The organism is Rhizobium sp. S163 (genome assembly GCF_030380805.1).
Lineage (GTDB): Bacteria > Pseudomonadota > Alphaproteobacteria > Rhizobiales > Rhizobiaceae > Rhizobium.
In genome coordinates, this window is the sequence record NZ_JAUDSA010000003.1 from 491,734 (window position 1) to 511,460 (window position 19,727).

At 62.6% G+C, this 19,727-nt stretch carries 21 protein-coding genes; 13 read left to right on the top strand and 8 right to left on the bottom strand.

Annotation, left to right across the window (positions count from 1 at the left end; translation table 11 throughout):
- Positions 1-61 precede the first annotated feature (61 nt).
- The 4 genes from moaA to mobB all read left to right on the top strand — a co-directional run bounded on the left by moaA (position 62) and on the right by mobB (position 3,322).
- Positions 62-1,108: a GTP 3',8-cyclase MoaA gene (gene moaA, locus QTL96_RS02510; RefSeq protein ID WP_047512268.1), complete on the top strand. Its 1,047-nt coding sequence runs from the start codon at positions 62-64 to the stop codon at positions 1,106-1,108.
- A gap of 134 nt (positions 1,109-1,242) precedes the next feature.
- Entirely contained in the window at positions 1,243-2,151 is a 909-nt protein-coding gene (locus tag QTL96_RS02515) for a DMT family transporter (protein ID WP_289726557.1), read from the top strand.
- Positions 2,151-2,804 carry a molybdenum cofactor guanylyltransferase MobA gene (gene mobA / locus QTL96_RS02520; protein WP_289726558.1) on the top strand — a complete coding sequence of 218 codons (654 nt, stop codon included), beginning with the start codon at positions 2,151-2,153 and terminating at the stop codon, positions 2,802-2,804. Before QTL96_RS02515 ends, mobA begins: the two co-directional genes overlap by 1 nt.
- Entirely contained in the window at positions 2,801-3,322 is a 522-nt protein-coding gene (gene mobB, locus QTL96_RS02525; protein ID WP_289726559.1) for a molybdopterin-guanine dinucleotide biosynthesis protein B, read from the top strand. Before mobA ends, mobB begins: the two co-directional genes overlap by 4 nt.
- A 70-nt stretch (positions 3,323-3,392) precedes the next feature.
- On the opposite strand, the gene QTL96_RS02530 is transcribed toward mobB, so the two are convergent.
- Positions 3,393-5,624 carry an OmpA family protein gene (locus QTL96_RS02530; RefSeq protein ID WP_289726560.1) on the bottom strand — a complete coding sequence of 744 codons (2,232 nt, stop codon included), beginning with the start codon at positions 5,622-5,624 and terminating at the stop codon, positions 3,393-3,395.
- A gap of 318 nt (positions 5,625-5,942) precedes the next feature.
- Here QTL96_RS02530 and QTL96_RS02535 point away from each other — a divergent pair, with 318 nt between their 5' ends.
- From QTL96_RS02535 to QTL96_RS02560, 6 genes are all read left to right on the top strand, one after another.
- Positions 5,943-6,719: a transporter substrate-binding domain-containing protein gene (locus QTL96_RS02535; protein ID WP_112941661.1), complete on the top strand. Its 777-nt coding sequence runs from the start codon at positions 5,943-5,945 to the stop codon at positions 6,717-6,719.
- Between the two features lie 108 nt (positions 6,720-6,827).
- Positions 6,828-7,631, top strand: a complete 804-nt coding sequence (locus QTL96_RS02540) for an ABC transporter permease (RefSeq protein ID WP_111563505.1) — start codon at positions 6,828-6,830, stop codon at positions 7,629-7,631.
- A complete protein-coding gene (locus QTL96_RS02545; protein ID WP_018900580.1) occupies positions 7,628-8,458 on the top strand; it encodes an ABC transporter permease in 831 nt (276 codons plus the stop codon). Before QTL96_RS02540 ends, QTL96_RS02545 begins: the two co-directional genes overlap by 4 nt.
- A gap of 158 nt (positions 8,459-8,616) precedes the next feature.
- Positions 8,617-8,883 (top strand): aspartate-semialdehyde dehydrogenase, encoded by a 267-nt coding sequence (locus QTL96_RS02550; RefSeq protein ID WP_112941664.1) that lies wholly within the window; start codon positions 8,617-8,619, stop codon positions 8,881-8,883.
- An 82-nt stretch (positions 8,884-8,965) separates the two neighbouring features.
- On the top strand, positions 8,966-9,781 hold the full coding sequence (locus QTL96_RS02555) for a methyltransferase (protein ID WP_289726561.1): 816 nt from the start codon (positions 8,966-8,968) through the stop codon (positions 9,779-9,781).
- 94 nt (positions 9,782-9,875) lie between these two features.
- Positions 9,876-10,562, top strand: a complete 687-nt coding sequence (locus QTL96_RS02560; RefSeq protein WP_289726562.1) for a glutathione S-transferase family protein — start codon at positions 9,876-9,878, stop codon at positions 10,560-10,562.
- A 17-nt stretch (positions 10,563-10,579) separates the two neighbouring features.
- Here the strand turns inward: QTL96_RS02560 and QTL96_RS02565 are convergent, their stop codons facing one another.
- The 4 genes from QTL96_RS02565 to QTL96_RS02580 form a co-directional block, all read right to left on the bottom strand.
- Positions 10,580-11,398, bottom strand: coding sequence for an ATP-binding cassette domain-containing protein (locus tag QTL96_RS02565; protein ID WP_289726563.1), 819 nt, complete (start codon positions 11,396-11,398; stop codon positions 10,580-10,582).
- Positions 11,399-11,408: 10 nt separating this feature from the next.
- On the bottom strand, positions 11,409-12,257 hold the full coding sequence (locus QTL96_RS02570; protein WP_289726564.1) for an ABC transporter permease subunit: 849 nt from the start codon (positions 12,255-12,257) through the stop codon (positions 11,409-11,411).
- 102 nt (positions 12,258-12,359) lie between these two features.
- Positions 12,360-13,535, bottom strand: a complete 1,176-nt coding sequence (ssuD, locus tag QTL96_RS02575; RefSeq protein WP_289726565.1) for an FMNH2-dependent alkanesulfonate monooxygenase — start codon at positions 13,533-13,535, stop codon at positions 12,360-12,362.
- 27 nt (positions 13,536-13,562) lie between these two features.
- On the bottom strand, positions 13,563-14,525 hold the full coding sequence (locus tag QTL96_RS02580) for an aliphatic sulfonate ABC transporter substrate-binding protein (RefSeq protein WP_112941670.1): 963 nt from the start codon (positions 14,523-14,525) through the stop codon (positions 13,563-13,565).
- Positions 14,526-14,785: 260 nt separating this feature from the next.
- Between QTL96_RS02580 and QTL96_RS02585 the strand changes: the two genes are divergently transcribed.
- Positions 14,786-15,655, top strand: a complete 870-nt coding sequence (locus tag QTL96_RS02585) for an NAD(P)-dependent oxidoreductase (RefSeq protein WP_289726566.1) — start codon at positions 14,786-14,788, stop codon at positions 15,653-15,655.
- The gene (locus QTL96_RS02590; protein ID WP_289726567.1) at positions 15,652-16,353 is read left to right on the top strand and encodes a DNA alkylation repair protein; all 702 of its coding nucleotides are present in this window, start codon (positions 15,652-15,654) and stop codon (positions 16,351-16,353) included. Before QTL96_RS02585 ends, QTL96_RS02590 begins: the two co-directional genes overlap by 4 nt.
- 8 nt (positions 16,354-16,361) lie before the next feature.
- On the opposite strand, the gene QTL96_RS02595 is transcribed toward QTL96_RS02590, so the two are convergent.
- From QTL96_RS02595 to QTL96_RS02605, 3 genes are all read right to left on the bottom strand, one after another.
- Positions 16,362-16,850, bottom strand: a complete 489-nt coding sequence (locus QTL96_RS02595; RefSeq protein ID WP_112941673.1) for an Lrp/AsnC family transcriptional regulator — start codon at positions 16,848-16,850, stop codon at positions 16,362-16,364.
- 66 nt (positions 16,851-16,916) lie between these two features.
- Positions 16,917-17,552 (bottom strand): uracil-DNA glycosylase family protein, encoded by a 636-nt coding sequence (locus QTL96_RS02600; protein ID WP_289726568.1) that lies wholly within the window; start codon positions 17,550-17,552, stop codon positions 16,917-16,919.
- The gene (locus tag QTL96_RS02605; protein WP_289726569.1) at positions 17,546-18,085 is read right to left on the bottom strand and encodes a thermonuclease family protein; all 540 of its coding nucleotides are present in this window, start codon (positions 18,083-18,085) and stop codon (positions 17,546-17,548) included. Before QTL96_RS02605 ends, QTL96_RS02600 begins: the two co-directional genes overlap by 7 nt.
- A gap of 105 nt (positions 18,086-18,190) precedes the next feature.
- Between QTL96_RS02605 and QTL96_RS02610 the strand changes: the two genes are divergently transcribed.
- Positions 18,191-19,726 (top strand): HAMP domain-containing sensor histidine kinase, encoded by a 1,536-nt coding sequence (locus QTL96_RS02610; protein ID WP_289726570.1) that lies wholly within the window; start codon positions 18,191-18,193, stop codon positions 19,724-19,726.
- The last annotated feature ends 1 nt before the right edge of the window (position 19,727 follow it).

Below are 19,727 nucleotides of genomic sequence, written 5' to 3' on the forward strand. Positions count from 1 at the left end.
CCGCCTCTTGCTTGACGTTGCGCTGCACAGTAGGCACATAGAGTGAAGATTGGAGACTGTAGTGAACAGCAAGGTTGGAACGATCGCCAACGCCGCACCACTCGTGGCCGATGCGAAACCCATGATCGACCCGTTTCAGCGGGCCGTCACCTATCTGCGCGTCTCGGTAACCGATCGCTGCGATTTTCGCTGCACCTATTGCATGGCCGAGAACATGAACTTCCTGCCGAAGAAGGATCTTCTGACGCTGGAGGAGCTGAACAGGCTCTGTTCCGCCTTTATCGCCAAGGGAGTTCGCAAGCTGAGACTGACCGGCGGCGAACCGCTGGTGCGCAAGAACATCATGCATCTCGTGCGCCAACTCGGCCAACAGATCGGCTCCGGGCTCGACGAGCTGACGCTGACCACCAACGGCTCGCAGCTCGCGCGTTATGCCGACGAGCTCTATGATTGCGGCGTTCGCCGCATCAACGTGTCGCTGGATACGCTCAATCCCGACAAGTTCCGCGAGATCACCCGCTGGGGCGACTTCCACAAGGTCATGGAAGGCATCGACGCCGCCCAGAAGGCAGGCCTGCACATCAAGCTCAACGCCGTCGCCCTCAAGGATTTCAACGACGTCGAGATGCCCGAGATGATCCGCTTCGCCCATGGTCGCGGCATGGATCTGACAGTGATCGAAACCATGCCGATGGGAGAGATCGAGGAGGATCGCACCGATCGCTACCTGCCGCTCTCCAAGCTGCGCGCCGATCTCGAAAAGCAGTTCACGATGAGCGAAATCGGCTACCGCACGGGTGGCCCTGCCCGCTACGTCACCGTCGAGGAAACCGGCGGCCGCATGGGCTTCATCACACCGATGACCCATAACTTCTGCGAGAGCTGCAACCGCGTGCGCCTCACCTGCACCGGCACACTCTACATGTGCCTCGGCCAGAACGACGCCGCCGACCTGCGCTCGGCCGTGCGCGCCACCGAAGACGACGGATTGCTCTACGCCGCGATAGACGAAGCAATCTCCCGCAAGCCCAAGGGCCACGACTTCATCATCGACCGCACCCATAACCGCCCCGCCGTCAGCCGCCACATGAGCGTCACCGGCGGGTGACCCACCGCGCGCGGTAGGTTAAGTAGCGCCATTGTGCACTGCGCAATCGAATTATCTTGGGTGTGGCACCGATTTGATTTCAATCGCACGCGGCAGGCACTAAGAAGTCCGCGGGATGGAATCGGAATTTCTAAATGCCGCGGTCGAGCAATACTGAGGGTGCAATCTACATGACGGCGGCCATGGCGGGTTTTTCCGCCAGCGACGCCCTGTCGAAATCCGTGATTTCAGAGATGAATGCCGGCCAGATCATGTGCCTGCGTGGTCTGTTCACCAGTGTCCTGGTCTTTGTCGTCGCCCGGCGGATGGGAGCTTTGCGCTCCTGGCGGATCGTTTTGGAGCCGATGGTCGCGCTTCGCGTCGGCTGCGAGATTTTGGCGGCGGTCACCTATATAACTGTGCTCGGCATGATGCCGATCGCAAACGCCTCGGCCATACTGCAGTCCCTGCCACTCGTCGTCACCGTTGGTGCAGTCCTCTTCTTCGGGGAACCGGTCGGCTGGCGCCGGCTGCTGGCCATTCTCGCCGGCCTGGCTGGCGTGATGATTATTGTCCGCCCCGGCGCCGACGGCTTCAATGCCGCGGCCCTGATCTGCATCGTAAGCGTTCTGGTGACCGCCGGTCGCGATCTGGCCACACGCGGCATCGATCCCAGCATTCCCTCGCTGATGATCACGGTAATCACCGCCGTGTCCGTCACCATATTCGGTGCGCTGCTGACGCCGCTTCTCGGTGGCTGGCGCCCGGTCAGCGCGACCTCGCTGACGCATATCGTTCTGGCTGCGGTCCTCGTGCTCATCGGCTACCAGTCCGTGATCGTCGCCATGCGCACCGGCGAAATCTCCTTCGTCGCACCGCTGCGTTACACCAGCCTCATCTTCTCGGCACTGCTCGGCTGGTTGTTCTTCTTCGAAGTCCCCGACAGCTGGACCGTGATCGGCGCCGCGATCGTCATCGCCTCCGGGCTCTACACCTTCTACCGTGAGGCCAAGCGGCGCGGCGCGCCGGTCGCACAGGAATCCGAACCGAGAGTACCGGTCTGATGGCCACCGCACCAATCCCCACGAGCAGCTTTGCGCTCGACCGATCCAACATTCCAGGCGTCGTGCTTGCCGGCGGCCGCTCCTCGCGCATGGGCCGCGACAAGGCAGGCGTCGCGCTGTCGGGTCGAACGCTTCTCGATCGCGTCATCGAGCAGTTGTCGCCGCAGGTCCTCTCCGTTGCCGTCAATGCCGACGCCGCACCAGATCGCTGCAACCGCCCATTCATTCCCGATATCGTCCCCGGCAAGGCCGGTCCGATGGCCGGCATCCACGCCGCCATGGCGCACGGCGCAAGCCTGCCCGCCGTCACGCATGTCGCAACCGTCTCCGTCGACAGCCCGTTCTTCCCGCACGACCTCGTCGATTGGCTGGCAGCCGCCATCGACACGCCCACCAGGATCGCCATCGCAACCTCCGAGGGCCGCAGCCATCCCGTCTTCGGCCTGTGGCCGGTGGCGCTGGCAGACGAGCTGGAAAGCTGGATCGCAACCGACGAGAAGCGCCGCGTTCGCGACTTCCTGTTACGGCATGACGTTACGGAAGTTGCCTTCCCGCTGCGCCCGACACGGGCAAGCCTGCTCGACCCGTTCTTCAACGTCAACACGCCTGATGACCTCGCCGAAGCCGAGCGCTGGATGAAGGTGCTGACATGAGCGAGCGGCCAAAGATCTTCGGCATTTCCGGCTGGAAGAACTCCGGCAAGACAGGGCTTGCGGTTCGCCTCGTCGAAGAGTTCACCCGCCGCGGCTACCGGATTTCGACGATCAAGCATGCCCACCATGACTTCGACATCGACAAGGTCGGCGCCGACAGCTACCGCCACCGCCAGGCCGGCGCCCATGAGGTGACGATCGTCTCCGGCACACGCTACGCCATCATGCACGAGCTGCGCGGCGCGGCCGAACCGAGTTTCGAGGAAATCCTTGGCCGCATCGCCCCTTGCGATCTCGTCCTCATCGAGGGCTACAAGCGCGAGCCGATCCCGAAGATCGAAGCCCGCCGGCTGGAATCGGCAAATCGCGAGCCACTGGCGTCAGGCGATCCCCACATTGTCGCCATCGCCGCCGATCATCCGGTTACCGACACCACCCTGCCCGTCTTCGACCTCGACGACACGCTTGCCATCGCCGATTTCATCGCGGCAACCGTCGCTCTTCCGCCCTTGAAATAAGCACTGTCGGAAACAAGAAAGGCCGCCGATCGCCCGACGGCCTTTCCATTGTCGATACTGCCGTGCGCTCTTAGTTGCGCGAGGCCACCGGCCGCACCAGCGCCGTGACGCGGCGAATGGTGACGCGGCGGTTTTCCTGCTCCGGTCCCTGCGTGTTGACCTTCAGGTAGCGCTCGCCATAGCCCTGAGTCGCCAGGTTTTCCGGCGGGATGCCGTAGACGTCGGTCATCACGTTGGCGACCGATTCCGCGCGCTGGTCAGACAGGATCAGGTTGCTCTGGTCGGAGCCGACAGCGTCCGTATGGCCTTCGATCAGGAAGGTTTCGGTCGGGTCCTTCTTCAGCACCTCGTTGATCGCGTCGGCCACCTTGCGCAGGCTGCGCGCCTGGCTCATCGGGATTTCGGCGCTACCGGTCGCGAACGTTACTGTATCCAGGTCGATACGGCGAACCTTGTCGCGGATACGGGCCGAATACTTCACTTCGTTCAGCGAATAGACACGCTCGACCGGCTCGACCGGCGGCTCGCGCAGGAAGTCGTAATAGTCGCGATTGTCGTCGCTGCTGGTGTCCATGATGTAGTCCTGCAGCGGAATGCGCAGGCGCATCGGCGGCAGATCGGCACCCGGATCCTCGAAGTAGTCGCGGTCGGGATTGTCGTAAAGATCAGGCGTGTAATAGAGCACGTGCTCGCGGCCGCGATTGTCGATGCGCGAACGCTGGATAATATCGCCGTAGCGATTGCGCACCGTCACGATCTGATAGCCGTCGCGATCGATCGTCTCGCGATAGCGGTCACGCGGCAACTGCTCGTAGATCGGCCGCTCGCCGTCGCGCAGGAACCGGCGGTCGTCGTCACCACGAACATAGGTCTGGTTGTTGAACTGAATGATGACGCGGTTGTCGTCGCCGCGCTGGCCGAAATTCGCGCCATCGGGACGGGCGAATTGCGGGCGCTGGTCCAGACGCTGGCCCTGCTCGGCGGTGATCGCTTCGATCTTGATCGGCGCAGGCTTTGCGGCACCCGGGGCCGCCAGCTGTGCGTCGGCATCAGACTTCGGCACGCGCACCTGCTGTTCCTGACCGCGCTGCTTGTCGCGGTCACGACGCGACTGCACGCCACCGGAACGATCCGCATCCTTGTCGCTGTCGAGAACGGCCGCACCGTTCTGCACCGGCAGAACCACGGTTTCCGTGCTCTTGCTCGGATCGGCGGCGATTTCCTTACGGCGTTCGAGTTCCTGCGGCGTCACCTTTTCAGGAGCCGGGATCGGCTGCTCGGTCTGCGCAACGGGTGGCTGACCTGCCGGCGGCTGGCCGGCCTGATCAGCGGGCTGACCGGCTGGAGCGCCCGGCTGTGCCGGAGCGACCTGTTCGCCCTGCTGCTGAGCCGGCGCTTCGCCGGGCTGCGCTTGACCGGGTGCCACCTGGGGCTGCGCTTCGGCCGGCTGTTGAGCCGGAACGGGCGCCTTGCCCGCGGGTGCTTCCTGCGGCTTGGCGGCGTTGTCGGGAGCTGGCTGCTCGGCTGCGGGCGCGGTCTCCGCGGCCGGCTTTTGAGCAGGCTCGGCCTGCGGTGCTTCGGCCGTTGGCTTCTTGTGCGGCTTTGCAGGCTGTTCGCTGCCATCGGCGGCGGCCGGCTTGCCGTTCTTGCGCGGCGGCTTTGCCTGTTCGGGCTGTGTCTGCTCGGCCTGCGGCTGTTCCGCCTGCGGGGCGGCCTGCTCGGCGGGCTGCTGCTGCGGCGCGGCCTCTTCCTGCTGCGGCTGCTGGTCGCGCTTCTTGCGGCGCGGCTGTTCGGCCGGCTGCTCGGCGCTTGGTGCTGCCTGCTCCTGCTGCTGTTCGGCAGCGGGCTGCTTCTGGCGACGCGGCTTTTCAGCGGGCGCTTCCTGCTGGGCGGGCTCGGCTGCCTGCGGTTCCGCGGCAGGCTGTTCTGCTGCGGGCTGGCGCTTTCTCGGCTTCTCGGCAGGCGCTTCGGCCTGTGGTACCGGTTCGGCGGCAGCCGGAGGAGCTTCGGCGGGTGCTTCCTGCTTGGGTGCAGGCGGCGGCTCGGCCGGAGGTTCAGCGGCCTTCGGCGCTTCGGCCGGTGCCTGCTGCTGTTCCTGTTCCTGCTGCTGGCGCTTCTTCAACAGTTCCTCTTCGGAGGTCGCATCCTGCGCCACCTCGAAGCTGCCCGCGACGGCCCGATGGCCTGCTCCGACCTCTTCGACGCTCGGCGCTGCCGCAAACACGTGCGCCGGAGGCAGCACAAGCGACAGGGACAAAAGCGGAAAGGCCGCGCTGGCAAACAATCTGGATTTCATTCCCATAAGGTTTCCTCGTTCCTTGTTTATTCTTCGCGTTCGCAACGACGTCTCTTTTCGGCACGCAAACAAGCCTTGCTAAACTGAGCACGCCAGGATTCGTTCCACGGTCTTAAGAATTGCCGCATTAACCCGGTATGAATATGACGGTCTGCAAACGTTCAGCTTCGCCATAGTTGGCCAGCACGACAAGGCAGTGAAAGCAGTTGCAATCCGCGTAAAAAAGGTTTGATTATCGCGGCAAGGCGTTGCAAAGCAGCGTCCTGCTTCATGCCACCAAAAAAACAAAGGGATGGCATGCGGTAACCAACAGAGAGGACTCACATGCATATCTCCACCCGTTTTCTCGCAGCCGCCTCGATCGCCGCGATGTCTCTTTTCGCGGGCTCGGCCATGGCCGATGGCGAGAAGTATGTCATCGGTACGGACTCGACCTACCCGCCCTTCGAATATGTTGACGCAAGCGGCCAGTTCCTCGGCTTCGACATGGACATCGCCCGTGCGCTCTGCACCCAGATGAAGGCCGACTGCACCATCGTCAGCAGCGATTGGGACGGCATCATCCCCGGCCTCAACGCCAAGAAGTTCGACATGATCATCTCGTCGATGTCGATTACGCCTGAGCGTTCGAAGCTCGTCGACTTCACCAACAAGTACTACAACACCCCGCCGGCAGTCGCCGTGCCGAAGGACTCCACCGTCACCGACGTTGCTGGCCTGAAGGGCAAGACGATCGGCGCACAGACCTCGACCACGCACGCCAACTACGCTGAAAAGCACCTCGCCGACACCGAGCTGAAGCTCTACCCGACGGCTGACGAGTACAAGCTCGACATCTCCAACGGCCGCGTCGATGCCGTTATCGACGACGTCGTCGTTCTGTCGCAGTGGGTCAAGTCGGACGCCGGCGCATGCTGCAAGATCCTCACGACCCTGCCGGTCGACAAGGAAATCAACGGCGTTGGCGCCGGTATCGCTGTTCGCCAGGGCGATCCGCTCCGCGAAAAGCTGAACGCAGCGATCGCGGCGATCCGTGCCGACGGCACCTACAAGAAGATCCAGGACAAGTATTTCGATTTCGACGTCTACGGCGCCGAATAAGCTGTAGTCCTGAAACAAATGCGATGGCGGGAGGCTTGCCCTTCCGCCATTTTTGTTTGACAAAGAGTGCAATATCAAGGCGGCAAAAGCCGCGAGGGGAAACTTGGCATGGGCGGATTGTCCTCCGCACTGGGTTCGCTCTGGACCTGGATTGGATATGTGTTTGACCCGCTTTGCGGACCCGTCGGCATTTTCACATGGCTCGGCCAATCGACGATTCTGGCCTGTGGCGACACCGGCTGGGGCGATGAGATCGCCGCCGGCCTTAAGGTCACGGTCGCTGTCGCCCTCGTGACGCTCCCGATCGGCCTGTTGATCGGCTTCATGGTGGCGCTTGGCCAGCAGTCGGAAGAAAAGGCGGTACGCCTTGCCGCCGGCATCTACACCACCATCTTCCGCGGCCTGCCCGAACTGCTGACACTGTTCATCATCTATTACGGCATGCAGATCCTGCTCCAGTCGCTGCTCGCCTGGGTCGGCTATGACGGCCGCATCGAGATCAACGCCTTCGTCTCCGGCGTCATCGCTCTGTCGGTGGTGTTCTCGTCCTATTGCTCGGAAGTGCTCCTGTCGGCGTTCCGCGCCATCCCCAAGGGCCAGTACGAAGCCGGCGACGCGCTCGGCCTGCATCGCGGGCGCACGATGGTGCTGATCATCCTGCCACAGCTGGTGCGCATCGCGCTTCCGGGCCTTGTCAATCTCTGGATGATCCTCTTGAAGGACACGTCCTACGTCTCGATCATCGGCCTTGCCGACGTGCTGCGCCAGACGGGCGTTGCGGTGAAGGTCACCAAGGAGGCGTTTCTGTTTTACACACTGGCCTGCGGCATCTATCTCGGGCTTGCCATCATTTCCTCGTTCGGCCTGCGCTATATCGAACGTTGGGCGAAGCGCTCGGAGATTAGCCGATGAGCCACGCAGAGGTCCTGATCCCCCCGCAGCCGGCCCCGAAAAACCTCGATAAGCCGCTGACGCTTGCCCGCGTCATGGGCTGTCTCGTCGTCGGCCTGTGGATCATTCTCGCCATCGCGCTGATCGGCATGATCATCGAGGGCTGGGATGTCGAGAAATTCACCCGCTACGGCCCGCGCTATCTGCACGGATTGATGACAACGATCGTGCTGGTTGCCGTCTCCGTGGTCTGCGGCGCCGTCCTGTCCGTGCCCCTGGCCTTCGCCCGCATGTCGAAGAACAAGGTCATCAACGGGCTCGCCTTCTGCTACGTCTACGTCTTCCGCGGCACGCCGCTGCTCGCACAGCTCTTCCTGATCTATTACGGCCTCGGCCAGTTCCGGCCGCAGTTGGAATCCGTTGGCCTATGGTGGTTCTTCCGCGACGCCTGGTATTGCGGCCTGTTCTCCATGACCATCAACACCGCCGCATACCAGGCCGAGATCCTGCGCGGCGCCATCGAGAGCGTACCGCGCGGCCAGCATGAAGCAGCTTCCTCGCTCGGCATCCACAAGATCATCGCCTTCCGCAAGATCGTGCTGCCGCAGGCGCTGATCGTCGCGCTGCGCCCCTATGGCAACGAGATCATTCTGCTGATCAAGGGATCGGCCGTCGTCGCCATCATCACCGTGCTCGATCTCATGGGTGAAACGCGCTACGCCTTCTCGCGCACATTCGACTACCAGACCTATCTCTGGGCGGCGATCTTCTATCTCGCCATGGTCGAAAGCCTGAGGCATCTGTGGAACTGGATCGAGCGCCGGCTGACGCGACACCTGAAACGATAAGCACCTTGGCAGCACTCTCATAAGAGAGCTGCCAAGCTATTGAAAATAAATAATGATATCCATTTTCTTGTAGAATTTTCGCAAGCTTCGCGTAACCATGTCATGTTCTCATTTAAACGGACGCTAATAAGCACCGAATGGGAACAGCGAGGCATCAAATGCACAAGGACATGGAAAGACAGCTTCAGGGTTACGGCCTGACGACGGCCCAGATCCTCTACCGCATGCCGGATCATCACGCGATCCTGCAAACCTACATCTGGCAGGATTACGATCTTGCTCCCGACTTTCCCGAAATGCGCAGCTTCCTGAAGTTCTGGCAGGAGACGCTGGACGGACCGCTGCACTCGGTGCGCTACATTCACCGCAAGCTGATCTCGGCCACGGAATGGCGCGCACTGAAAGGCGAGTTCATCATCAACTGAGCAGCCGCCATCAACGTCGCCATTGCAAAACCGGGCCGCTCGCCTTAGAGGCAGGGCAACAAACGAACGATGGTGAGCAGACATGGCCCAGAAGATCGACGAAGAGGCACTCGCGGAAGCCTATAACCGCGCATTGGCGCTGGAAAAGGCTGGCGACGTCGATGCCGCCGTAAAGGCCTACGAGGAAGTCCTCGCCATCGACCCGGATGATCACGGCGGCGCTGCCGTGCGCATCGCCGCTATGGGCCGCGGCGAGACGCCGGCCAAGGCCCCAGACGCCTATGTCGAAACCCTCTTCGACCAGCACGCCGAAGTCTTCGAAGATGTTCTCGTCGAGCAGCTCGGCTATCACGTCCCGATGCTGGTGCGCCAGCGCCTGCAGGCGCTGAACCTCGGCCCCTTCAAGCGCCTGCTTGATCTCGGCTGCGGCACCGGCCTCACCGGCGGCACGCTGCGCGATCTCTGCGAGGAGATGACCGGCATCGATCTCTCGGAAAACATGGTCGAGATCGCCCATGAGAAGGACCTCTACGAGACGCTGTTCGTCGCCGAGGTCGAGGACTTCCTCGACGACAATGACGAAGACCCCTTCGACATCATCACCGCCACCGACGTCCTGCCCTATCTGGGCGGCCTCGAGCCCCTGTTCTTCGGCGCTGCCGAGAACCTGACACCGGGCGGCCTCTTCATCTTCTCCTCGGAAACCCTGCCCGCCGAAAAGCTTGCCGGCCGCGCCTACATGGTCGGCCCGCACCAGCGCTTCGCGCACTCCGAGGCTTACGTCCGCGAACGCCTCGACGCCACCGGCTTCGACCTGATCGAGATCACCAACATCAACGTCCGCATGGAAGACGGCCAGCCGACGCCCGGACATTTGGTGATTGCGAAGCTGCGCTAAAGCCCCCGCAGGCGGATAATCGCTTGCCGCTTACATGACGACATGCTGATATCGTGCCATTCGACATCCCGAATGGCGCGAAGGATCCGTTCTCATGACACTCGTCCTGCATCAGCATCCGCTTGCCTCCTTCTGCCACAAGGTGCTGATCGCGCTTTACGAAAGCGGCACGCCGTTCGAGCGCGTGCTCGTCAATCTCGGCGACGAAGCCTCGCGCACGGCTTTTCTGGCGCTCTCGCCGCTCGGCAAGATGCCGGCACTCGAGGACAAGGGCCGAGGCCGGACCGTGTTCGAGACCTCCATCATCATCGAATACCTCGACCGCTATCATCCCGGCAGCGCACGGCTGATCCCCGACGATTTCGACGCGGCGCTTGATGTGCGTTTATGGGACCGGTTCTTCGATCATTACATTCAAGAGCCGATGCAACAGATCGTCAGCGAGCGCATGCGGGCGGATGGAAGCGAGGCTAGGGCCGAGGAAGCCCGGCAGGCGCTGAAGCGCGCCTATGCGGTGATCGAGGACAAGCTTGCGGCCGACGGCTGGATCTCCGGGGAGAGCTTCACCATGGCGGACTGTGCCGCCGCACCCGGCCTGTTCTACGCCGAAACGCTGGTGCCTTACGGCAGCGACTTGCCCAAGCTTGCAGCCTATCACGCGCGCCTGATGGAGCGCCCGTCAGTGGCCCGTGTGCTCGATGAAGCCATACCCTATTTCAAGTATTATCCTTACAAGGAAAACCTGCCCGCCCGCTTCAGGCCCAGCGACACCGAGGCCTGAAGCGCACTTGTCACCAATCAGTGACCGCCATCCGTGCCGAGGATCGCCGATAGCAGCCGGCCCTCGAGTTCCGCCAGATCGGCATTACCGTGACGGCGCGGATGCGGATGGGGAATGGCGAGGTCGAGCGACACCCTGCCCTCGTCGAGCACGATCACCCGGTCGGCCAGGTGCACGGCCTCGCTGACATCATGCGTAACAAGCACGGCGGTGAAGCCAAGCTCGCGCCACACGCGCGCCAATAGTTCCTGCATGCTGATACGTGTCAGCGCATCGAGCGCGCCGAGCGGCTCGTCCAGCGCCAAGACACCCGGACGGCTCACCAGCGCGCGGGCAAGCGCCACGCGCTGCCGCTGTCCGCCCGAAAGCCGCGCCGGCCACTCGCCGGCCTTCTCCGCCAGCTGCACTTCCGAGAGCACGGCCTCGACCTCCCGCGCCGCCAGGCGCCGGTCGACCTTGTCGCCAAGCCCGACGGCGACGTTGTCGGCAACGCTCAGCCACGGCAGTAGCCTTGGTTCCTGAAAGACGATACGCGCATTGGCCTCGCCGCCATCAGGCGTATCGAAGGTCAGCTCTCCCGACGTTGGCTCGTCCAGGCCCATGAGAGTGCGCAAAAGCGTGCTCTTGCCGCAGCCGCTCTTGCCGATCACGGCAACGAACTGCCCGGCCGGAATGTGCAGGTTGATCCCCCGCAGCACCCTGTTGGCGCCAAAGCTCTTCTCCAGCCCTTTCAGGGTGATCGCGGCAGCACCGCTGCGCGCCGGCTTATGTGTGTCATGCGTATATTCCGGCGCATCGGCAGCGCCCTGGAAGCGCTCATGTGCGACGAGGGTCATGGGCTCTCTCCTACTTCTGATAGACAGGGTTCCACCTGAGCGCCCGGCGCTCGAGCGAACGGGCGACGACATCGGCGAGCTTGCCGAGAAGCGCGTAGATGACGAGCGCCAGCACCACGACATCGGTCATCATGAACTCGCGGGCATTGTTGGCCATGTGGCCGATCCCCGACGACGCGGCGATCGATTCCGAAACGATCAGTGTTAGCCACATGATGCCAAGCGCATAGCGCAGCCCGACGAAGATCGAGGGAAGCGCGCCCGGAAAGACCACCTTTCGAAACAGCGTCCAGTTGCTCATCCCATAGACCCGGCCCATCTCGATCAGATCGCGATCGACATTGCGCACGCCGTGATAGGTGTTGAGATAGACGGGAAACAGCACGCCGAGCGAGGTCAGGAACAGCTTCGATTCCTCGCCGATCCCGAACCACAGGATGACGAGCGGGATCATCGCCAGATGCGGAATGGTGCGCAGCATCTGCAGCGTCGTATCGGTCAGCTGTTCGGACAGCTTCGAGACGCCATTGGCGATCCCGAGCAGAAAGCCGATCGCCCCACCAACGACGAGCCCGGCAAAGGCGCGGCCGGCGCTGACGAGAATATCATGCGGCAGCTGCCCTGACAGCGTCGTCGACCAGAAGGCCACGGCAACATCCGCCGGCGACGGCATGATGCGCGACGAGATCCAGCCCAGCGAACAGCCGAGCTGCCATGCCGCGATGATGGCAAGCGGCACCAGATAGGGCAGCAACCGATCGCGCCCCGGCACGGGCAGCCGGAAGCCTCGCTTCGGAGCAGTCCTGCCCGCTGTTCGCTCCGTCAGCGCGCGGCCGATCGGCGTATCGAATGTCGACATGGAGTTCTTCCTCGCCTCTGTGTCGCCGCGGCTTCAAGCCCGCTGGCAGACATGCGTCCGTTGAAGCGCTGCCCGCTCACAGCCGGCAGCGCATCCGTTCGATCAGGATCCGGAGACCACCTTGAGATTACCGCCATGGCTGCCGCCGCCGAAGACTTGGCGTTTGCCGAAATCGCTGTCGAAGCCGTGGCGCTGCTCCTTGCGGGTGATGCCGAGTTCCGGAAACAGCAATTCGGCCACGCGATAGGCCTCTTCCAGATGCGGGTAACCGGAGCCTATCACCGTATCGATGCCGACATCCTGGTATTCGCGCAGCCGCGCGGCCACCGTCTTCGGCGAGCCGACCAGAGCCGTGCCGGCGCCGGCGCGCACCAGCCCGACGCCTGCCCAGAGGTTGGGCGACACTTCCAGCTTGTCGCGACGGCCACCATGCAGCGCCGCCATGCGCTTCTGGCCGACGGAATCGGACTCGTTGACGAAGCGCTGCTGCGCCTCCTCGATCGTCTCGTCGTCGAGCTTGGAGATCAGCCGGTCGGCCGCGGCCCAGGCCTCCTCGTCGGTTTCGCGAACGATGAAATGCAGGCGGATGCCGAAGCTGACCTCGCGGCCCTTCTCTGCAGCGGCGGCGCGCACCTTCTGAACCTTCTCGGCCACCTGCGCCGGCGGCTCGCCCCAGGTCAGGTACTTGTCGACCCGGCCGACCGAGAAATCGATACCGGCATCCGAGGAGCCGCCGAAATAGAGCGGCGGACGCGGGTTCTGAACGGAGGGGAAACCGAGGCGCGCATTGGTCGCCTTGATGTACTTGCCGTCATAGCTGGCGACACCCTTCTCCAGCAGCTCCTCGAACACCGTGAAGAACTCGTCGGCATGGGCGTAGCGTTCGTCATGCGCCAGCGTGATGCCGTCGCCGGCAAGCTCGGCGGGGCTACCGCCCACGACGATATTGAGCAGCAGACGACCGTTCGAAATCCGGTCGAGCGTGGTCGTCAGCCGCGCGTAATAGGCGGGCGACGCCGTGCCGGGGCGGATGGCGACGAGGAACTGCAGCTTCTCCGTCTTGGTCGCAAGTGCCGCCGCCGTCACGAAGGATTCCTCGCAGGAGACCCCGGTGGGAAGAAGCACGCCGGAATAGCCGAGACGATCGGCGGCTTGAGCGATCTGCGTGAGATAGTCGAACTCCGGCGCGCGGTTCAGATCGTTGGAGCCGAGATAGGCGCCGTCACCCGATGTCGGGATGAACCAGAGAAAATTGATGGGATCGTGCTTGTTGCTCATGGGAATGATCCTTGTATGGAAGACGGCTTAGCTGGCGGGATGCCAGATGGCATTGCTGACGGTGAGCTGCTTCGGCACGATGCCGAGATTGTAGAACTCGTCGGCCAACGCCTGCTGGTATGCCGCCGCATCGTCGCTGATGGTCGACACGCCGCCGAGATCGGCGCCCGCCCGCGTCAGCGTCACGCGGGTGATATCGACGGGAACGCCTGTTATCTCCGAGAGCTCCTTGATCGTGTCGTCGAGCTTGCCCTGCGCGGACCGGCCGACCTTGGCGAGTTCATCGATCACATCGCTGACGACCTGGCCGTTCGCATCTGTGAAGCCGGCATTGGCGAGGAAGTAGCTGTAGGACGGCACGATCCCCTCGGCGGTGGACAGGATACGCGTCTGCGGATCGGCCTCGACAATGGCGAGATAGGGATCCCAGATCGACCATGCGTCGATGCTGCCGTTCTTGAAGGCGGCCGCAGCGTCCGGCGGCGACAGATCGATCGGCTCGACATCATCGATCTTGAGGCCGGCCTTGCGCAGGATCTTGACGGTCACGTTATGGGCGCTCGACCCGCGCTTGAAGGCGACCTTCTTGCCCTTCAGGTCTTCGACCGTCTTGATATCGGAATCCTTGCGGACGACGATCGCCGACCCGGCGGCACTGCCGCGGTAGGTGCCGACATAATAGAGCTGGCCGCCCGCGGCCTGCGCAAACAGCGGCGGCACATCGCCCGTCGCCCCGAAATCAAGCGCACCGGCCCCCAGCGCTTCCAGCAGCGGCGGCCCCGAGGTGAATTCGGACCAGCTCACCGTAATGCCCTTGTCGGCAAGCCGCTTCTCCAGCGCCCCTCTGCGCTTGGCGAGCGCCAGCACGCCGTTCTTCTGCCAGCCGATGCGAAACTCGGTGGCAGCGGCGCGCGCCGGCCGGATGGCGGGCAGTACCGCGGTTGCTGCAGCGGCCCCAAGAAGACCCAGTGTCTGTCGACGAGAAATCATAGCTGTCCCCTTTCGATCAGCGTGTTTCGGGTCCGATCTCCGAAGCCGCTGTGTTTGCGATGGGGAAATTCTGCTGAAATCTATAAATTAGATCGACAATTATGTTTGTGATTTTAGGCCCGCTCGAAATTATCCTGACCCGATTTCGGGCCTTGAGCGGAATTTTGTTCCAAGCCGAACGCCTCGCATCATTTCGGCGGCTTTTCGCCCCGGCCTATTTGGGCTACTCCTCAAGCACGCATTCATGAAAGGATAGGTACATGGCAAAAGTCGCATTCATCGGTCTCGGCGTCATGGGTTTTCCCATGGCAGGTCACCTGAAGGTGAAAGGCGGCCATGATGTCACGGTCTATAACCGCACCGCCGCCAAGTCGGCCGCCTGGGCCGAGAAATTCGGCGGCAAGTCGGCCCCGACGCCGGCCGAGGCCGCCCGCGATGCCGATTTCGTCTTCACCTGCGTCGGCAATGACGACGATCTCCGCTCGGTGACTTCAGGCAAGGACGGCGTTCTGCAGACGATGAAAGCGGGTGCGATCCTGATCGACAACACCACCGCCAGCGCCGATGTCGCCCGCGAACTCTATGCCGCCGCCAAGGAAAAGGGCGTGGGCTTCATCGACGCTCCCGTGTCGGGCGGACAGGCCGGCGCAGAGAATGGCGTGCTGACGGTCATGTGCGGTGCCGAGGACGCCGTCTATGAGAAGGCCAAGCCCGTGATCGACGCATTCGCTCGCATGGTCGGGCTGATGGGCGCTCCGGGTGCCGGCCAACTCACCAAGATGATCAACCAGATCTGCATTGCCGGCATTGTCCAGGGTCTCGCCGAGGGTATCCATTTCGGCAAGCGCGCCGGTCTCGATATCGAGAAGGTCGTCGACGTCATCTCCAAGGGTGCCGCCGGCTCCTGGCAGATGGAAAACCGCCACAAGACCATGAACGAGGGCAAGTACGACTTTGGCTTCGCCATCGACTGGATGCGCAAGGATCTCGGCATCGTTCTCGACGAAGCCCGCCACAACGGCGCCAAGCTGCCCCTCACCGCGCTCGTCGACCAGTTCTACGGCGACGTCCAGACCATGGGCGGCAATCGTTGGGACACGTCCTCGCTGCTCGCCCGCCTCGAAAAATGATCGGCCCCTCCTCCAGCGCAGCGGAGCTGATCGCGCATCTGCGCACGTTGCGCTCGGAGGAAGCGATCGCAGGAATGCGCCGTTTCGGCATCGTGACCGATACGGCGCTCGGCATTTCCAACCCGGCCATGCAGGCGATCGCCCGAACGGTTAAGAAAGACCACGCGCGGGCGTTGGAACTTTGGAAAAGCGATATCAGGGAAGCGCGCCTGCTCGCGCTTTACACGGCCGACCCGAAGCAGCTGACGCAGACACAGGCCCGGAAATGGGCCGATGACTTCCGCTCTTGGGAGATTGTCGATACCGCAGCCGACCTCTTTATCAAGGCAAGGCTGCTCTCGCTCATCCCCGCCATGGCGGCTGATGATCGCGAATTCGTCCGCCGCACCGCCTTCGCGATGATCGCCAGCGCCGCCGTTCACATGAAGACGGAGCCGGACGAAACGCTCATCGGCTTCCTGCCGCTCATCGAACGCCACGCCACCGATCCGCGCAACTTCGTGCGCAAGGCCGTCAACTGGGCGCTCCGCAACATCGGCAAGCGCAACCGGCATTGCCACCCCCTCGCGTTGACGCTGGCGGAGCGGCTGGCCGCCGGCGCGGACAAGACCGCACGGTGGATCGGCAAGGATGCAGCAAGGGAACTGACGAGCGAGAAAATTCTCGCCCGAGTTCAGAATAAGCGCTCAGTCCTCTAGGACTGAACTCAGTCCTCGTTGGACTTCGATGTGTCGAGGATCATGTAGTCGAGCGGCAGCTGCGTCGAATACTTGATCTGCTCCATCGCAAAAGCCGAGGAGACGTCGCGGATCTCGATCTTGGCAATCATCCGCTTGTAGAAGGCATCATAGGCCGCGATATCGGGCACGACGACGCGCAGCAGATAATCCACGTCGCCGCTCATGCGATAGAATTCGACGACTTCAGGGAAGTCCGCCACCACTTCCGAAAACCGCCGCAGCCATTCGATCGAATGCGTCGCGGTGCGGATGGAGACGAAAACCGTGACCTTGGTGTTGACCTTCTCTGGATCGAGGATGGCAACACGACGCTTGATAACGCCGTCTTCTTCCATTTTCTGGATACGGCGCCAGCAAGGGGTCGTGGAAAGACCGACCTTCTTTGCGAGATCGGCAACCGCCAACGTGGAATCTTCCTGCAAAAGGCGCAGAATCTTGCGGTCTAGACGGTCCATTTACCCCACCCCTACGAATTATTTTCTATGTATAGCGCGATTCCGGCCAGTTGAAAGAAATTTGTTTCAGTTCACAAGCATTGTGATGCGCGCCCTCAAGGCCGGCAGCAATTCCTCTTCGAACCAAAGATTGCGCCGGATCCAGCCCGTGTTGCGCCAGCTCGGATGCGGCAGCGGCAGGATCGCGGGCGCACGATTGGCAAACAGGATCTCCCGCCACGCCTGCACCGTCTCGGTCACGCTGCCGCGCCGCTCGTTGCCCAGATGCCAGGCCTGCGCATATTGGCCGATCACCAGCACCAGTTCGATCTGCGGCATGGCCGCGATAACAGGCTGCCGCCAGCGAGGCGCGCATTCCCGCCGAGGCGGCAGATCGCTTCCCTTGGCGTCATAGCCTGGAAAGCAGAAGCCCATCGGCACGATGGCGAAGCGGTCGCGATCGTAGAAGGTGTCGCGATCGACCTGCAGCCATTCGCGCAGCCGGTCGCCCGATGCATCGTTGAAGGGAATGCCACTCTCATGCACCTTCAGCCCCGGCGCCTGCCCCGCGATCAGTATCCTCGCTTTGGTCGAAATGACAGCCACCGGCCGTGGCTCATGCGGCAGCCGATGATCCGGCCCGCGCCGCGGCTCGTCGCGACAGATCCTGCAGGCGGCGATCGCCTCGCGCATCTCCTCCAGCCCATCAGCCTCCCCTACCATCCGAAAAACCCTCTGACGCCGCCCGCGCGTTCGGTATCCTGCCTGTGATCGCGGAAGTCACGCGGCCTCTCGAAAGCACCGGCCCAAAGACCGGCCTTCTCCGCCCTCGCCTCAGCCTCTTCGTCACCATATGCGCCGTAGGAAACCGCCATGCCCCGCCGCACCATCATAGCATTGATATCCGTACCGTCCGCATGGCACACGACAAGCAACCGCTGAAAGCGATCCCTCTCGGTTCCCACGCAGCGCGCATCATCGGCGGCGATAAGGCTCTGCAGCAGCCGCTTGGCCTCCTGCCCGCACGGCCACCGCGCCCCACCACGCTCGCAGGTCTGGGCAAGCTCGGGCGCATCGATCCCCTTCAGCCGCATCCTCTCCTCGCCGATCGCAAGGCTGTCGCCATCGGCGGCGTGGAAGCGGCCGGAGTGGGAAATCTCGGGGACATCGTTCAGCTTGGCCGCGATCAGCCAGATGAATGCGAGCAGCGCAAAGGCCGTCACACCGTCACGAACGGTTCTGAAACCCCGCGTCACGGTTTCGCCTCCTTCAAAAACAAACCCTTGGGAAAATTGGCAAACAACTTCTTAATATTTGAGCCCTAGTGTGCAAGCATCCGCAGATCAAGCGTCACGTGTATAATGAGTAACGGCGTAAGCACATCGACAGATAAGAATATCGTCGACAAATCACGGAGTCACCGCAACAAGCCCGTCGCAAAGGCTGTGCGGGTGACGCGTGAGCGCCTGCAATCGAGCCATGCGCCGAGCGGCGCCTTCGATCGCGATGTCCTGAACCTCTATATCAATGCCGTGCTGCAGGGCGCCTCGATCATCCCGCTGTTCGTGATCATCATCGCGATCCTCGGCATCTATTTCACCGGCGACACCCAGATCGTGCTCTGGGCCATACTGACGCTGACGGCCCACGCAGCCAACGTGTTTCTCGCGCGCCGCGCCCGCAAGCGCGAGATGACGGCGATCCGCACCCGCAAATGGCGCCGCCTGCTGCTGCTCGGCCAGTTCCTGATCGGCTGCTGCTGGGCCTATTTCGCCATCCAGGACTGCGCCGCCTGCGAGCCGGCCAACCTCGTGCTCTACAAGGGCGCGACGCTTCTGATCGCGCTGTCGCTGACGGCGATGTGGAACTACATGCTGACGCTGTGCGTGCTGGTAACCTTCTCGCCGGTCGTCTTCGCACTCGTCGCCAAATCCGGCATTTCCCGCGAGCTCCTTGAGATAAGCCTGACCGCGACGCTGACCACGACGGTCATCTTCTTTCACTATATCAGCGACCGTCTCTTCCGGCAGAACCTGCGCATCCTTTCCTACCAGGTGGAGAAGGACGACCTGATCGCCGAGCTTGAAGTCGCCAAGTCCATGTCGGACGAAGCTCGCCGCCGGGCCGAAGAGGCAAACCTCGCCAAGTCCCGCTTCCTCGCATCCATGTCGCACGAGCTGCGAACGCCGCTGAACGCCATCCTCGGCTTCTCCGAGGTGATGTCGGCGGAAGTCATGGGACCGCTGAACAACCCGACCTACAAGGAATATACCAGCGACATCCACCGCTCGGGCCAGCATCTCTTGAACCTGATCAACGAAATCCTCGACCTATCCCGCATCGAGGCCGGAAAGTACGAGCTCAGCGAAGAGGCGATCTCGCTGCTCGATATCTCCGAAGACTGCATCGGCATGGTGCAGCTGCGCGCCCGCGGCAAGAACATCACCATTTCGCAGCAGTTCGAGCTCGAACTGCCGGCAGTCTGGGCCGACGAGAAATCGATGCGCCAGGTGATCCTCAATCTTCTGTCCAACGCCGTGAAGTTCACCCCACAGGGCGGCGAGATCATGGTCAAGGTCGGCTGGACCGCCGGCGGCGGCCAGTACATCTCCATCAAAGACAACGGACCGGGCATCCCGGAGGAGGAAATACCGGTCGTGCTTTCCGCCTTCGGCCAGGGCTCCATCGCCATCAAGAGCGCCGAACAGGGCACAGGCCTCGGCCTGCCGATCGTTCAGGCGATCCTCGCCAAGCACGACGGCCAGTTCATCCTGAAATCGAAGCTGCGCGAAGGCACCGAAGTCATCGCCATCCTGCCGGCACGACGCGTGCTGCAGTCAGTTCCGGCCGTCGAAAACGCCCAGGCCGTCTCCCGCAAGCGCCGCAGTTTTGCTTGAT